Origin of the sequence: Acinetobacter nectaris CIP 110549 (genome assembly GCF_000488215.1) — a bacterium.
In the GTDB taxonomy this organism is placed as follows: Bacteria; Pseudomonadota; Gammaproteobacteria; order Pseudomonadales; family Moraxellaceae; genus Acinetobacter; species Acinetobacter nectaris.
Genome location: NZ_KI530734.1, coordinates 143612 through 157966, shown reverse-complemented (window position 1 = coordinate 157966; position 14355 = coordinate 143612). Strand labels below are relative to the sequence as shown.

The window sequence follows — 14355 nt, the reverse complement described above, 5'->3', positions numbered from 1 at the left end:
ACTCATTCAAATATATTTATTATTTTAAAAGCAAAAATTGTACCAATACTATTTTAAATATAAGTAAACAAAGGCAAATTCTATGATTTACCTTTGTTGATGCGGAAATTAAATTTTCTCTAGAATATGAGCTTGATGTTCAGATTCAACTTGTGCAATGAGAGATTGGTACTTCTTTTCAATTTCTGCTGCATTTTCTTGAAGCATGGCAATGAGCTTCTGTGTATTTACAAACTCAAAGCGATTTTTTGAACCGACAATGGTAAGTGCAACAGGTGCGAGTTTTGCTGAGTAGCGAACAGGAACGGCAAGACCTGAATATGCAGGGTGAATTTCACCTTGAGAAAAATAATATCCCTGTTTTTTAATTTTCTTTAGACGTTGTATAAAGCCTGCTTCATCATCTGCAAAACCAACATTTGAAAGTTCTTTTGTATGTCTTTCATAAAATGATTGCAAACCTTGTTTGTTTAAATGCGAAATAATAATTTTAGGCGATGAACCAACATATGCAGGTCGTGGACTACCACGCCCATAAGACAGAACCATATTTCCTTTAAATGACTCGCCGTGTAGGTCGATACAGTAGTCATGGTTTAAAAAGGTTAACAAACAATTTAATTCGGTACGTTCAGCAATTTCCTTCATAAAAGGAATACTAATTTGTACCAATGGATCAGTAGTACGAGAAACATAGTCAAGAACAGCAATTTTAGGGCCGAGAGTGTAATCACCTGATGTACCACTAAGACGCTGTAATAAATCTGCTGAAACGAGTTCTTTTAAATAGCGATAGCTTGTTGGACGAGAAAGCCCAAGTTCGTCACTAATGATATCGACATTAATGACATGACGAGATACTGAAAAGAGATCCAGTACAGTTAAAATTTTCCCAAAACTTGTAATAGCCATAAGACGTGCTATTCCTAAAAAATAAAAAAATTGATGGTGCAACCTTGAAGAAAGCGTTTTAGCACAAAAAACATTTTCCTCCAAATTTTAAATTCATTAAATTATCATATTAAGATATTTTGATTGACTATTGCAATTTTTTTTGAAAAAATTGGCGATATAAATATCGAATCAAGACAGTGTTGAAATTCAAATTTCTTGTGAATATTACATGCTGTCCTATCAAATTTACATACATATTTAAAAATCATGGTTAAGGCTTAGAGTTTTATAACTTCTAGGTGCAGAAGATTATTTTGGCATATTTATCGAGATTCTATCCAAATGAGCGTTATAGAGGTTAGGCATGCAACTTATTAAACAGCTCTTGGCATTTCGACCAAGTAGATTAGATTTAATTTTTGCAATTAAGACCTATATTGCAGCCATGTTGGCATTATATATTTCATTTTCTTTAGATTTACTCAATCCGATGTGGTCTATTGGTACAGTAATTATTGTGTCTAATCCTTTTTCGGGAATGGTTTCATCTAAAGCGCTCTATCGTCTTGCGGGTACAGCCATTGGTGCGATTATTGCAATTATTTTAATGCCTAATCTTATTAATACGCCTTGGTTGTTTGCATTTGTCGTTGCGGGGTGGGTGGGCTTTTGTCTTTATATCTCGTTGCTTGACCGTACGCCTCGAAGTTATATGTTAATGCTCTCAGGTTATACCGTTGCAATGATTGTATTTAACTCAATTAATAATATTGATATACATAGTATTTTTGATATTGCATTGGCTAGATTTTTAGAAATTGCAATTGCAGTTATTTGCACAGCAGTCGTATCTGCGGTTGTTTTTCCAATGCATATTGGTCCTGTTATTCAACAGCGTGTAAATAAAAACTTGGCGAGCATTGAAGAATTATTCTCCCAAATTCTAAAGAATGAAATTGAGAAAAATAACTATACGCAGGCATTGGCTTCTGTAACACGAGATATGAGCGAAATTCATGTCTTAGCAGTGCATCTATGGTATGAGAAATCAAAATTAAAAGGGATGACCAAACCTTTACAAGAAATGTTGCATCAGCTTTCTATGGCTGTAGCAAATTTGGTGGCAATGTCTGAGCGTTTAAAACAACTCGATTTGCACAATGAACAGTTTACACAAACATTGAATGAAATCAGTCTGCTTGTGATTAACTTTTTAAAAAGTCATGAGCAATGTAATGAAACAAATATATTGGCACTGCCTGCCGAATTTGATGAAAAGTTTGAATGCTTAATGCAGCAATTGACGCCTGAGCAAAAAACAGTTTTATATAGTTTTAAGATGGATGTGCGCCATTACATTCAAAATGTTCGAATCGTTAAATTTATTTGGGAAAATATTCAGCGTGGTGAAAAGAAATTTCCTGAAAATATTGTACCGCTCACAACAAAGTATCCAAGTTTACATCGTGACCAAGGTGTTGCAGTTCGTGGTGGTCTAGCAGCAACCCTGAGTACATTTTTAGGCATTGCAATATGGATACTCAGTGGTTGGAAGGCAGGCTATATGTTGGCACAAATGTCAGCAGTATGTGCTTGTATTTTAACGGCAATTGATAACCCTGTGCCTGCATTAAAAATATTCTTATGGGGAAGTGTTGTTTCATCTGTAATTGTATTTATTTATGCTTTTGGCATTTTTCCAAATATTACAGAGTTTTGGGAACTTGCTGTTGTACTTGCACCTACACTTATCTTTTTTGCATTGCTTATTGCTACACCAAGCCTTATGGCACTTGGTCTTGTTCTTGGGGTGATGAGTGTAATGTCAATGAATTTACAGAATCGTTACGCTATGGATGCAATCGCGTTCTTAGAAGCATCCTTCGGTATGATGCTAGGCGTACTTTGTGCACTTATTTCAATTTATTTTATACGTGCAATGTCACCTGAAAAAACAGCAAGTCGTATTCTTGCCAAGCATTATAAGGCAATGCGAGAAGCACTTTATATACCGTATGGTACAAAGTTTCGTATCCATTTACGTAGCATGATGGATCGTATTGGTGTTCTTAATACAAAGCTTGTGCAATCTGAAAATCTAAAAGTTGCAATGAATTGGGCATTGATTGAAACCAGTGCTGTTGTCGATTTTGCACGTCTAGAAGAGTTAGCAAGCTCTCATAAGCTTTCTACATCTTTACATCATGCGATTGGAAATTTACAACAAACACTTGATGAAACCTTTAGAGAACTAGAGGAAACGCTAACGATTCGTCACCAAACTCAGACTAAATTGATGGAGTTACTTTCTCAGATTGAGCAATTGGCTAATGAAAATGATGACGTGATTGTTAGGCAAAGAGTGAAAAGTAGTCTAAATAATATTAGAAATAGTATTTTACATGCAGATGCATCTCATCAAATTCATGTAGGAGAAGTAATGGCATGAGCGATTTTGATATTTATGGCGTTTTTGTGCCGAGCTTCTTAGTGCAAGCAATTTTAGCTTACATCTTATTTTTATGTGTTGGAAAGATTACAGACAAGCTTATACGAGATGGATGGGTTGCTTTTTCAGGATTGTTTAACTTGTGTCTGTACTTGCTGTGTTTACTGGGTATCCATCAAGCATTTGTTTGGTTTATTGTTTAGTTCATAAATTAGGGTTAAGAAAATGAGTTCTTTTGATGCGCGTAAGGCGGTCAGACCTGTAGTGATTGTTGTAATGCTTGTAATTGCAGTATTTACCGTACTTCACCTATGGGATTATTACAATGCAGAGCCATGGACACGTGATGGTCGTGTTCGAGGGGATGTGATGCAAGTGTCATCTGATGTTTCAGGGTTGGTTACTGAGGTTTTAGTACAAGATAACCAGACAATTAAGAAAGGGCAGGTGCTTTTTAAAATTGATACAGCAAGGCAACTTCTAGACCTTGAACAAGCCAAATCTGACCTTGCAAAAGCGAAAGCAGGGCTTGCACAAGGTGAGGCAACATTAGCACAAGCGAAGGCAAATTTAATTAAGTCTGCGGTTGATACACGACTGGCCGACCGTAATGCAACACGTTATGCAAATCTGATGGAAGGCGCGATTTCGAAGAAAGATCAAGACCAAGTCATTGCAACACGAGATCAGGCACATGCAGAACATACACAGTTAGAAGCGAGTATTGAACAAGCACAAGCCAATATTAAACAGCAACATGCTTTAATTGAAGTTGCTCAAAGTAATGTGAATCTTGCACAGTTAAATCTACAGCGTTCTGAAGTTGTTGCACCTGCTGATGGTACATTGACAAACTTTGGTATGCGTGTTGGTGATTATGTAAAGACAGGGCAAGCTGTTGCTGCAATGGTTGATCGTAAACAACTTTATGTGGTTGGTTACTTTGAAGAAACGAAGTTAAACCGTATTCATATTGGGGATAAAGCAACCATTGAACTCATGGGTGATGATCATAAAATAAAAGGGCATGTACAAGGTATTGCATCGGGTATTGATGATCGTGAACGTACAGCTAGTTCTTCATTACTTGCTAATGTAAATCCGACATTTACATGGGTACGTCTTGCACAGCGTGTACCTGTAAAGATTGTATTAGATGAAGATCCTATAAATGAAATGGCATTTATGGCAGGCCGTACAGCAACAGTACGAGTTCTTGGAAAGAATTAAAAATTAACCTGAACTAGCAATAAAAAATGCTCGGAATACCGAGCATTTTTTATGGACGTACTGCGCTAGGTGTGTGATACCAGCTCTCAATGAATAGTGCTGCTGCAAGACTATCTGCTGCGACTCCTTTACCACGACCTTGTTTGTGATAGTTGTCAAGGTCATCACGTGCTTCTCGTGTCGTTAGGCGCTCATCTACCATAAGTGTTTCAATATTGGTTTGATGGCGCAAACGCCGTGCAAATTTACGTGCTCGTAGTGAAAGCTCAGATTCTGAGTCATCCATATTTAAGGGTAAACCCACCAAAAATAGGTCAGGTTGCCATGTTTTGACCAATTTTAGAAGTTGATCCCACTGAGGAATACCATCTTTCATGGGGAAAAGTGGTAATGGATTTGCAGAGGAAATGGATTGTTGTCCAACAGCCATGCCCATTTTTTGTGTACCAAAATCAAAAGACATAATCATTTTATGTTGTTCAGGCATGCCCAATCTCCGTAGCTAAGCGGCTTGGGTCAACCCCAATTTTTTTGTATGCTGCATCCCATCGGTCATGGTAGGGCAGATTAAAAATAAGATCCATATCAGCATCACACAATAACCAATCACCATTTGCCATTTCTTCTTCAAGTTGGTTTTTTTCCCAACTGGCATAACCTAAGGCAATTTGATAACGACCAACACCTTCATTATGAGCAATGGCATCTAAAATATCTTTACTTGTAGTAATACACACATTTTCGCTAATTGCTATGGATGAATGCCATGTTGGTTGACCAGTATGCAATACGAAGCCCGCTTCGGGACGTAAAGGACCACCTTGTAAAACTGCATGTGGATGAACATGGTCGGCATCAATTTCTAAATCATTTAAGAGCTCTTTTACTTCAATGTTTGTAGGTCTATTTAGAATGATGCCTTGAGCACCTTCATCATCATGACGAACAATATAAATGAGCGTATTGTTAAAAAACAAATCTGTTGTTTCAGGAGGTGAAATTAAACAGCGATGGGTTAGATACTTTTTGGTCACCGAAGGCGATCTCCCACAATTTCTTAAATTGAATTTAATGAAGGCGACTTTTTAACATACAAGACTATGGACTATTCGCCAAGTCTGTAATGGTTATTTTGCATGAAATTTTAACTCTCGAAGCTGTTTAGCATGTTCTAAAGTTGTGCTATTAATTTCAATGCCGCCTGTCATTCTTGCCAATTCATAAATACGTTTTTCTTCTGAAAGTGCAAAGATACAACTACTTGCAGGGTCAGTTTGTTGTTTCTGTACAAGTAAGTGGTGATCTGACTGTGCTGCAACTTGTGCTTGATGTGTAATACAAAGGACTTGGACATGTTTTGCAAGTCCCGAAAGTAATCGACCGACAATTTCAGCAGTTCCGCCACTAATACCCACATCAATTTCATCGAATACAATCATTTCAGCTTCTGTTTTTTCTGCATTCATGACTTGCATAACGAGTGCAATACGAGAAAGCTCACCCCCAGATGCAACTTTTGCGAGCGGTTGAGGTGGAATGCCTTTATTTGCTGTAAAGAGTAGCTGAATTGAACTCAAACCTTCAGCAGTTGCTTCAGATAATCTTTCAAATTTAAACTCAAAATATGCTTCAGGTAGCGCGAGTGTTTTTACCTGTTCTGTCAGTTGTTTTGCTAGAGGCATTGCAGCTTCTTGACGCATGCGATCTAAAGTTTCAGCGGCATCGACAAAAGCCATATAGCTCTGATCAACTTGTGCAGAGAGTGACTCAGGGTCTTCTAGTTGCTGTAATTGTAGCAATTCATTTTGCCAAGATTCACCTTGGGATGCGATTTCTTCAGGTTGCAAACGGTATTTGCGTGCAAGTCGATGAAAAATAGCCAGCTCATGGTTAAGCTGTTCCATTCTTTCAGGGTCAAAACTTTGGCGGTCAATAAATTGACGTAAACTTAAAGTCGCATCATTAATTTCACTTTGTGCATTGAGTAAAGCACTGTAAATTTCATTGAGTTGTTCGCTACGGCTAGCATGGCTTTCGAGTTTTCTTAATATGTTTGCCAGCTCTTGCGTAATGTTTTGCTCATCTTCATCTAAAATATTTAGACTCTGGCTACAGTCCTGCATAATACTTTCATGGTGACTGAGTCGATCAAACTCTTGCTCAATTTCTAGATAATTATATTGGGCAACCTCTTCGATTTCTTCAAGTTGAAGCTCTAAGGTTTGAATACGCTGTAGTTTGCTCGCCTGAGCATTGAGTGCTTCTGTATGCAGACGAATATTTTTTTGCCATGTTTGATATGCTTGGCGAACTGTATTGGCTTGTAAGTGAAAGTCACTGTATCTATCGAGCCATTGTCTTGGATAAGGTGGTTCTAAAAGCTGTTGCTGGCTATGTTGGCTATACAGCTGCACAATTATACGCCCAAGCTCTTTAAGTTCTGTCAGGCTTGTTGGTCTACCATTAATCCATGCTTTACTACGACCAGTTGCAAAAATAACGCGCCGTAAATGAATTTCACCAGAGTTATCATTCAGTTCTCGCTGAGTGATCCACATTGCTTCAGGAGAATTTTCTTCATAACTAAATGTTGCTGTTACATCTGCTTTGTCTGTACCAAACCTGACAAGGTTACTGTCTGTGCGTTCACCTAAACAAGCAGATAATGCATCTAATAAAAGAGATTTACCTGCACCTGTTTCACCTGTTAAAACATTAAAGCCAGGCGGAATATCTAGAGCAAGGTGATCTGCAAGGGCAAAGTTTATAAGTGTTAAATGAGTGAGCATAGACGCATCCAGATTGTGCGAAGTATTGTCGTAATATTCATGCGATGATTTTATGTCATCATAATTTCATCTTTAAGAAAGATGATACATAAAAACTTGAATCTGCCAAGGTTATTTTAAAGAAAGATAATCGCTGCTTGAAATAGTGAGTTAGGGTATTTCAATTTTTCTTTTTAGATACAAATAATATAAAAGTTATCTCGCGTGAAATGATAACATTTTATAGAAAACCAATTGTAATAAATTGGGTCATATAAAATGAATACATTTCTTGCTGATTCAGTAAAATAAAGTGGAGAATATGCATGTCGACGCAGTTTGATCATGTTTCTGTTGTAAAAAAATCTAATGTTTATTTTGATGGTAAATGCGTCAGTCATACTGTTCAGTTTGAAAGTGGCACAAAAAAGACATTAGGTGTTATTTTACCTAGCGAGCAGATTTTAACTTTTGAAGCACATGTTCCTGAAAGAATGGAAATAATTTCAGGTGAATGCCTTGTTTGGATGGGTGATAGTGAAGAGTCTGAGCTTTTCCGTGCAGGTCAGTCCTTTTATGTTTCAGGCGAAAGTGTTTTTAGAATACAAGCGAAAGAAGTTCTTGATTATGTTTGCCACTTAGAAGGTTAGGTAAATCCGATCAATATCAGCTAAAATAATATTAATTGTATGATGAATCCTGTTTTGGTTTGACTAAGCAGGATTTTATTTTTTTCTAGTGTTTTTAAGGTTGTTCATTCATGGCTAAACCAGAATATTATTATGGTGTACATTCTGTGGAGTCGTTACTGGAGTTAGAGCCAGAGCGAGTTCTTACATTGTTTACGTTAAAAGGTCGTGATGATCAACGTTTAAAGCGTATTGTTGAGTTAGCCGAACCATTTGGTGTCAGTATTCAAAAAGCAAGTCGTGATACATTAGAAAAGCTTGCGGACTTACCTTATCATCAGGGAGTTGTTGCTGCTGTCAGACCACACCCTGTGTTAAATGAAAAAGATTTAGATGACTTATTAACACAAAAACCTGAGTGTTTACTGTTGGCATTAGATCAAGTGACTGACCCGCATAATCTTGGTGCTTGTATTCGTACAGCAGCAGCAATGGGTGTAGAAGCAGTGATTGTTCCACGTGATAGATCGGCAAGTTTAACGCCAACTGCACGTAAAGTTGCTGCGGGTGGTGCAGAAAAAATTCAGTTTATTCAGGTCACAAATTTGGCACGTACTTTGGCACATGTGAAAGATAAGTTTTATTATCAAGTTGTTGGAACAATGCTTGATGAACAGGCTAAACCATTGCCAAGCTGTGATTTGACAGGTTCAGTTGTGATTGTGATGGGTGCTGAAGACACGGGCTTGCGTCCAATTACGCAAAGCCAGTGTGATATTACAACATATATTCCAATGTATGGGCAGTTACAAAGCTTAAATGTAAGCGTTGCAACAGGCATGGCTTTATATGAAGCGACACGACAGCGTAATCAATAATAAGCTGATGTTATTCGGTCACTTCAGATAAAGCTAAATATTTTAGGTGTAATGCACGAAGTTGACTGAATAATAATTCTTGTGAAGTATCATTCAGCACAATGTCGGTAGCACGCTTTTGTTTTTCTGTGCGGGGCATTTGTGTTGCAATGATCATTTTAATTTGTTCAATTGATTGTTGGTCTCTTTGGCTTGCGCGTGAGATCTGAGTGGCTTCACTACAATCAATAAGTAATGTGCGTTGTGTAAGTTGATCTTGCTGTGCTTCAAAGAGTAGTGGAGAAACTAAAATACCATACGGTGATTGTATCATTTGAAGTTGATGAATAATTGATTCCCTAATTTTAGGGTGAGTAATATTTTCTAATACTTGGCGTGCTTCTTTATTTTGAAAGATATGATTTCTCAGAGCTTTGCGGTTTAAAGTACCATCTTTTTCTAAGACCCATGCACCAAATGCCTGTTCAATTTCTTGTAGCGCAGGTTGTCCTTGTTGGACAACCTCTCTAGCCACAATATCTGCATCTACAACAGCAATTCTTTGCTGTTCAAACCATTGGCTTGCAGTACTTTTTCCACTGCCGATGCCACCTGTCAGTCCAATCGTTAGAGGCATTTTATTGTCCTAAGTAGATTTTCATGATTGCTGTTCCCCATAGAAATGCAATCCATCCTGCAATGGCAATATAAGGTCCAAAAGCAAAGGGTTGGTTCTGCTTTTTTATTTTTAGAAGAATAATACCTATAATTGCACCCACCAAAGAGGACAGTAAAATAATAAGCGGTAGCATGATTGGCCCCATCCATGCACCAAGGGCTGCAAGTAATTTAAAGTCACCATACCCCATACCTTCTTTACCTGTAATGAGTTTGAATAAGATATAAACAACCCATAGGCAGAGGAAACCAATAAGTGTTCCCCAAATTGAAAGCGTAGGTGATGTATAAAGGCTATAGCTATTCACAGCAAGACCAATACCTAATAGCGTGAAAGTAAAGCGATCGGGGAGCAGTTGGGTATCAAAATCGATAAATGTTAATGTAATTAATATCCAAGTGAATATTAATCCAAATATCATCTGCAATGATGCGCCAAAAGTGAAAACGACTACGATTGAGCAAACAGCGCTAAGTAACTCAATAAATGGATAACGAATACTAATAGGATGCTGGCATGAGGCACATTTTCCTTTAAGGAATAGCCAACTTACAATTGGAATATTTTGAAACCAACGGATTGGCTGTTTACAGCTTGGGCAAGTAGATGCAGGGTGATTTAGCGTAAGCTTTTGATGGTCAATAATAGGTTGATCAGGATGGAGTAAAGATTGGCATTCCTGCTTCCATTCTTGTTCCATCATTTTAGGTGTACGTAAAATAACGACATTCAAAAAACTGCCGACACATAAACTGAGTAATCCAACAACCACATAGAGTAGTGTTGGATTTTGTGAAAATATAGAAATAACGTCATTCATTAGACGACTGAACCCATTTTGAAAATTGGTAAGTACATTGCAACGACTAAGCCGCCGACAAGAACACCTAGAATTGCCATAATTAAAGGTTCCATCATTGCGGTTAAGCCATCAACTGCATTGTCTACTTCATTTTCATAATACGTTGCGACTTTATCTAGCATGGTATCTAGTGCACCAGACTCTTCACCAATAGAAACCATTTGGATAGCCATATTGGGAAACTTATCAGAATTACGCATGGCAAATTGGAGTTGTTGTCCTGAAGCAACATCTTCACGAATACGCATTACGGCAGACTCATAGACGCTATTGTTGGTTGCACGTGCAGTTGACTCAAGTGCTTCAATGAGCGGCACACCTGCTGCGAATGTCGTAGACAATGTACGGCTATAACGTGCAATGATAGATTTATAAACTAAATTACCAAAGATTGGCAGCTTTAACATCAAGCGATCTAAGAAGTTTCTGAGCTTTAGACTACGTTTATAGCTTTGAGAAATCGCAATTGTTCCACCAACAATAACAGCAATAAGAATATACCAATAAGCCTGCATCCACTTTGACATATTCACAACCATTTGAGTGAAAGCAGGAAGCTCTGCACCGAAAGAGGCAAACATATCTTGGAATGTCGGTACAACTTTAATAAGTAGAATAATAGTGACAATAATTGCAACAATAATCACTGTAATAGGATATTTCATTGCTTTTTTGATCTTTTGCTTGAGTAGCTCACTTTTTTCTTTATAGATCGCAACGCGGTCAAGCATGGTCTCTAATGTACCTGATTGTTCGCCCGATTCGACCAATGAGCAGAAAAGGTTATCAAAGTATTGAGGATATTTACTCAGTGCATGTGCAAACGTGTTACCACCTTCGACTTCAGATTTTATCCCTAAAACCACATCTCTCATACTTGGGTTATCTAAGCCTTCTGCAACAATTTCAAAGCTTTGCACCAAAGGTACACCGGCTTTCATCATTGTAGCGAGCTGACGAGTAAAGATAGTAATATCTTGTGTAGAGACTTTCTTTTTAAAGACACCTTCTAAAATATCTTTTCTTTTTTGTCGAATTGATGCAATTTGAATACCTTGCTTACGTAAAGTCACTTTTGCGAGTGCCATATTACGCGAAGGAATATCTCCTTTAACTTTTATTCCTTTACGGTCTACCCCAGTATAAGAAAAAGTTAAGACCTGATCTGTTTTTTTAGCCACAGTTTGCCCCAATAAAAATTATGAATTGCTTGTAACGCGGTGTACTTCTTGTAGTGATGTTAAGCCTGATATAACTTTTTTAATGCCTGAGCGACGTAGGTTATTAAAACCTAGTCTTGCAGAAACATCTGCAATTTGAAGAGCATTTGCATCTTCCATAATCAATCTTGAAATTTCAGGTGTAATTTTCATGACTTCATATATCCCTAATCGCCCTTTATAACCATCTCGGCATTCAGAACAACCAACAGGTTGGTAAATGGTAAACTCTTCTTGTAAATCTTGCTCTGTTAGCCCCATTTCCAATAAACTATTTTTGGGAATATCAATAGGTGCTTTACAAGATGGGCATAAGCGTCGAACAAGTCGCTGTGCAATGACTAAGTTCACTGATGTTGCAATGTTAAAAGATGGTACGCCCATATTTCTTAAACGGGTTAAGGTTTCAGGTGCACTGTTTGTATGTAGTGTAGACAATACCATATGGCCAGTCTGAGCAGCTTTAATTGCAATTTCTGCTGTTTCTAAATCACGTACCTCACCAACCATAATAATGTCTGGATCTTGGCGGAGAAAAGAGCGTAGTGCAGCAGCAAAACTTAATCCTACCTTATTGTTTACATTGACTTGGTTAATTCCCTCTAAGTTAATTTCCACAGGGTCTTCGGCAGTAGAAATATTAGCGTCTTCAGTATTTAAGATATTTAAGCCAGTGTAAAGAGAAACGGTTTTACCTGAACCTGTAGGGCCTGTAATGAGCACCATACCTTGTGGTTGGTGTAGTGCATCTAAAAATAAAGCTTTTTGTTCTGGCTCGTAACCAAGTGCATCAATACCAAGCATTGCACTAGATGGATCTAAGATACGCAGTACAATTTTTTCACCAAATAAAGTTGGTAATGAGTTCACACGGAAATCAATTGCTTTATTTTTGGAAAGTTTAAGCTTAATACGTCCATCTTGTGGAACACGCTTCTCAGAAATATCCATTTGGGACATTACTTTTAACCGTGATGAGAGACGATTTGCCAGTTGTAATGGTGGCGTTGCAATTTGTCTTAAAATGCCATCTACACGGTATCGAACACGGTAGCTTTTTTCATAGGGTTCGAAGTGTAAATCTGATGCGCCCATACGAATAGCATCTACTAATAATTTGTTAATATATTTAACAATAGGTGCTTCATTTTCAGGGTCTTGATCAAGATCGTCTTGAGATGTTCCATCATTTTCAGTTTCTTCATCAAAACTAATATCAAGGTCATCATCATCAAATTCAAAGTGTGACTCTTCATTAAAGTTTTGCTGAATAATTTCGATTAATTTGTTGTGTTCAACAATAACAATTTCAGGTTGTAACTTACTATTTAAGCGAATTGTATCAATTGCTTCTAAGTTAGTAGGGTTACTTACAGCAAGAATAATACTACTTGCTCTTTGAAAGAGTGGAATAATACGATAATTAAGAATATGTTTTTTATCGACCAAGTTTTTTGGTAGTAAGCTTTGATCATATGCAGCAAGATCTAAAAGAGGTTCCCCAAACTCTTTAGAAATTGTTTCTGCAAGGATTAAAGAAGAAAAATTAAGTTTCTCAACTAAATAGTTAACAATATCTTCACGATTTTTCTTTGCAGTTTCTAAGGCGTCAAACATTTCTTCGTCAGAAAAATGCCCATCATCGACAAGTCGACGAACAAACCCTGTTAACCGAGGTGTAACTAAAGGAAGTGCCATAAAAAATAATGCCCAAAATAAATAATACAGTAAAATAAAATGCTGAAATCTTAACCATTAATTATAAGGCTAAGACCAAAAAAGGTATACAATAAATATCTATAGTAAAATATATTTACTTCAAAATGATAAAATACAGTATAAAAAACTGCTAATTAAAATATGATCAAAATGTAGCAAAAAGCAAAAAAAAACGCAAAATCTAAAAAACTGTGTAAAATAAGCGCATTCTATTTAAATAAATGAAGAAAGGTGTGTTTATGTCAGCTTCGACTATTGTACCTTGGGTGATTGGGAATTGGAAAATGAACCCAACATTATCCAGTATTCAGGAGTGGACTGAGCAATTTGGTCAATGTTTACAACAAGCAGCAATTTCAGAAGAACAATGTCATATTGCTGTTGCACCAACATTTATTGCGCTTTCTAAAGTACAAGCAGATTTTTCATTATATTCACGTAAAGTACATGCAGTTGCACAAGATGTTTCTCGTTTTGAAGGAACAGGCGCATTTACAGGTGAAGTAAGCGCAACTTTACTTAAAGATAGTCAAATTAACCATGTGCTTATTGGGCATTCAGAGCGTCGTGAGCTATTGGCAGATGATACAGATGTACTTCGTCAAAAGCTTACGAATGCACTGCAAACAGGATTAACTGCTGTATTTTGTGTGGGTGAAAGCCTAGAACAACGTGAGCAAGGTGTTGCTGAACAAGTAGTATTACAGCAAATTTGTGATATCGCTTCAGTTGTGAGTGATACTCAGTGGGAATCACAAATTATTATTGCTTATGAACCAATTTGGGCAATTGGCACAGGTAAAACAGCATCTGCACAAGATGCACAAGCCATGCATGCAAAAATTCGTGAAGGTTTAAAACAATTGACTTCTTCAGGTGATAAGATTGCAATCTTATATGGTGGTAGTGTGAAACCTGAAAATGCTGAAGAGCTTGCAACCTGTGCAGATATTAATGGTGCATTGGTTGGTGGCGCTTCTTTAAAAGCAGATTCATTCTATAAAATTGCACAAGCTTTTGCTCAAGCAAAATAGGGCAGGGGAAACTT

14 protein-coding genes are annotated in these 14355 nt (G+C 37.2%); 6 read left to right on the top strand and 8 right to left on the bottom strand.

Annotation, left to right across the window (positions count from 1 at the left end):
• Positions 1-108 precede the first annotated feature (108 nt).
• Positions 109-912, bottom strand: coding sequence for an IclR family transcriptional regulator (locus tag P256_RS09710; RefSeq protein ID WP_023273509.1), 804 nt, complete (start codon positions 910-912; stop codon positions 109-111).
• Between the two features lie 346 nt (positions 913-1258).
• Here P256_RS09710 and P256_RS09705 point away from each other — a divergent pair, with 346 nt between their 5' ends.
• The 3 genes from P256_RS09705 to P256_RS09695 are packed head-to-tail and all read left to right on the top strand — an operon-like array spanning position 1259 to position 4573.
• Positions 1259-3343 (top strand): FUSC family protein, encoded by a 2085-nt coding sequence (locus tag P256_RS09705; RefSeq protein WP_023273508.1) that lies wholly within the window; start codon positions 1259-1261, stop codon positions 3341-3343.
• Positions 3340-3546, top strand: a complete 207-nt coding sequence (locus P256_RS09700; protein WP_023273507.1) for a DUF1656 domain-containing protein — start codon at positions 3340-3342, stop codon at positions 3544-3546. Before P256_RS09705 ends, P256_RS09700 begins: the two co-directional genes overlap by 4 nt.
• A 22-nt stretch (positions 3547-3568) precedes the next feature.
• A complete protein-coding gene (locus tag P256_RS09695; protein WP_023273506.1) occupies positions 3569-4573 on the top strand; it encodes an HlyD family secretion protein in 1005 nt (334 codons plus the stop codon).
• Between the two features lie 49 nt (positions 4574-4622).
• On the opposite strand, the gene ruvX is transcribed toward P256_RS09695, so the two are convergent.
• From ruvX to recN, 3 genes are all read right to left on the bottom strand, one after another.
• The gene (ruvX, locus tag P256_RS09690; protein ID WP_023273505.1) at positions 4623-5060 is read right to left on the bottom strand and encodes a Holliday junction resolvase RuvX; all 438 of its coding nucleotides are present in this window, start codon (positions 5058-5060) and stop codon (positions 4623-4625) included.
• Entirely contained in the window at positions 5053-5607 is a 555-nt protein-coding gene (locus tag P256_RS09685; protein WP_023273504.1) for a YqgE/AlgH family protein, read from the bottom strand. Before P256_RS09685 ends, ruvX begins: the two co-directional genes overlap by 8 nt.
• Before the next feature lie 93 nt (positions 5608-5700).
• Positions 5701-7362 (bottom strand): DNA repair protein RecN, encoded by a 1662-nt coding sequence (gene recN, locus P256_RS09680; protein ID WP_023273503.1) that lies wholly within the window; start codon positions 7360-7362, stop codon positions 5701-5703.
• Between the two features lie 305 nt (positions 7363-7667).
• Between recN and ppnP the strand changes: the two genes are divergently transcribed.
• The gene (gene ppnP / locus P256_RS09675) at positions 7668-7991 is read left to right on the top strand and encodes a pyrimidine/purine nucleoside phosphorylase (protein WP_023273502.1); all 324 of its coding nucleotides are present in this window, start codon (positions 7668-7670) and stop codon (positions 7989-7991) included.
• A gap of 110 nt (positions 7992-8101) precedes the next feature.
• Positions 8102-8848, top strand: coding sequence for a 23S rRNA (guanosine(2251)-2'-O)-methyltransferase RlmB (gene rlmB, locus P256_RS09670; protein ID WP_023273501.1), 747 nt, complete (start codon positions 8102-8104; stop codon positions 8846-8848).
• A 10-nt stretch (positions 8849-8858) separates the two neighbouring features.
• Here rlmB and coaE read toward each other — a convergent pair whose 3' ends face one another.
• From coaE to pilB, 4 genes are read right to left on the bottom strand one after another with little or no spacing between them, the layout of a single operon-like run.
• Entirely contained in the window at positions 8859-9464 is a 606-nt protein-coding gene (gene coaE / locus P256_RS09665; protein WP_023273500.1) for a dephospho-CoA kinase, read from the bottom strand.
• A gap of 1 nt (position 9465) precedes the next feature.
• Positions 9466-10326, bottom strand: coding sequence for a prepilin peptidase (locus P256_RS09660; protein ID WP_023273499.1), 861 nt, complete (start codon positions 10324-10326; stop codon positions 9466-9468).
• Positions 10326-11549: a type II secretion system F family protein gene (locus P256_RS09655; protein WP_023273498.1), complete on the bottom strand. Its 1224-nt coding sequence runs from the start codon at positions 11547-11549 to the stop codon at positions 10326-10328. Before P256_RS09655 ends, P256_RS09660 begins: the two co-directional genes overlap by 1 nt.
• A gap of 18 nt (positions 11550-11567) precedes the next feature.
• Positions 11568-13286 carry a type IV-A pilus assembly ATPase PilB gene (gene pilB, locus P256_RS09650; RefSeq protein ID WP_023273497.1) on the bottom strand — a complete coding sequence of 573 codons (1719 nt, stop codon included), beginning with the start codon at positions 13284-13286 and terminating at the stop codon, positions 11568-11570.
• A 260-nt stretch (positions 13287-13546) separates the two neighbouring features.
• Between pilB and tpiA the strand changes: the two genes are divergently transcribed.
• Positions 13547-14341 carry a triose-phosphate isomerase gene (tpiA, locus tag P256_RS09645; RefSeq protein WP_023273496.1) on the top strand — a complete coding sequence of 265 codons (795 nt, stop codon included), beginning with the start codon at positions 13547-13549 and terminating at the stop codon, positions 14339-14341.
• Positions 14342-14355: the final 14 nt, after the last annotated feature.

Excerpts from the sequence above, each read along its gene's own strand:
- P256_RS09660 (WP_023273499.1), bottom strand. The coding sequence starts at position 10,326 with ATGAATGACGTTATTTCTATATTTTCACAAAATCCAACACTACTCTAT.
- rlmB (WP_023273501.1), top strand. The coding sequence starts at position 8,102 with ATGGCTAAACCAGAATATTATTATGGTGTACATTCTGTGGAGTCGTTA.
- P256_RS09700 (WP_023273507.1), top strand. The coding sequence starts at position 3,340 with ATGAGCGATTTTGATATTTATGGCGTTTTTGTGCCGAGCTTCTTAGTG.
- tpiA (WP_023273496.1), top strand. The coding sequence starts at position 13,547 with ATGTCAGCTTCGACTATTGTACCTTGGGTGATTGGGAATTGGAAAATG.
- ruvX (WP_023273505.1), bottom strand. The coding sequence starts at position 5,060 with ATGCCTGAACAACATAAAATGATTATGTCTTTTGATTTTGGTACACAA.
- coaE (WP_023273500.1), bottom strand. The coding sequence starts at position 9,464 with ATGCCTCTAACGATTGGACTGACAGGTGGCATCGGCAGTGGAAAAAGT.
- ppnP (WP_023273502.1), top strand. The coding sequence starts at position 7,668 with ATGTCGACGCAGTTTGATCATGTTTCTGTTGTAAAAAAATCTAATGTT.
- pilB (WP_023273497.1), bottom strand. The coding sequence starts at position 13,286 with ATGGCACTTCCTTTAGTTACACCTCGGTTAACAGGGTTTGTTCGTCGA.
- recN (WP_023273503.1), bottom strand. The coding sequence starts at position 7,362 with ATGCTCACTCATTTAACACTTATAAACTTTGCCCTTGCAGATCACCTT.
- P256_RS09705 (WP_023273508.1), top strand. The coding sequence starts at position 1,259 with ATGCAACTTATTAAACAGCTCTTGGCATTTCGACCAAGTAGATTAGAT.
- P256_RS09695 (WP_023273506.1), top strand. The coding sequence starts at position 3,569 with ATGAGTTCTTTTGATGCGCGTAAGGCGGTCAGACCTGTAGTGATTGTT.
- P256_RS09710 (WP_023273509.1), bottom strand. The coding sequence starts at position 912 with ATGGCTATTACAAGTTTTGGGAAAATTTTAACTGTACTGGATCTCTTT.